Below are 355 nucleotides of genomic sequence, written 5' to 3' on the forward strand. Positions count from 1 at the left end.
ATACTGAAGACAGAGAAAAAATTGGTCAGGACCTGGCTGAGAAACAAGGGCTGACGCTGATCCCTCCTTACGATCATCCGCACGTTATTGCGGGCCAGGGCACCGCAACGAAAGAGTTGATTGAGGAAGTGGGACCGTTAGACGTCCTTTTCGTATGTCTGGGTGGCGGCGGCCTGCTCTCCGGTTCCGCACTGGCAGCGAGGCATCTTTCCCCTGACTGTGTGGTCTATGGCGTAGAACCTGAGGCAGGCAATGACGGTCAGCAGTCGTTTCGCAGCGGCAACATTGTTCATATTGATACACCGAAAACCATAGCCGATGGCGCTCAGACTCAACACCTTGGACAGTATACGTT

1 protein-coding gene is annotated in these 355 nt (G+C 53.8%); it reads left to right on the forward strand.

From position 1 onward, the window contains the following. Nucleotides 1-355, forward strand: a 355-nt coding sequence (locus KQJ18_RS24485; RefSeq protein WP_216423013.1) for a pyridoxal-phosphate dependent enzyme, incomplete at both ends; no start/stop codon positions are given.

Source organism: Citrobacter sp. S55_ASV_140 (assembly GCF_018919505.1).
In the GTDB taxonomy this organism is placed as follows: Bacteria; Pseudomonadota; Gammaproteobacteria; order Enterobacterales; family Enterobacteriaceae; genus Citrobacter; species Citrobacter werkmanii.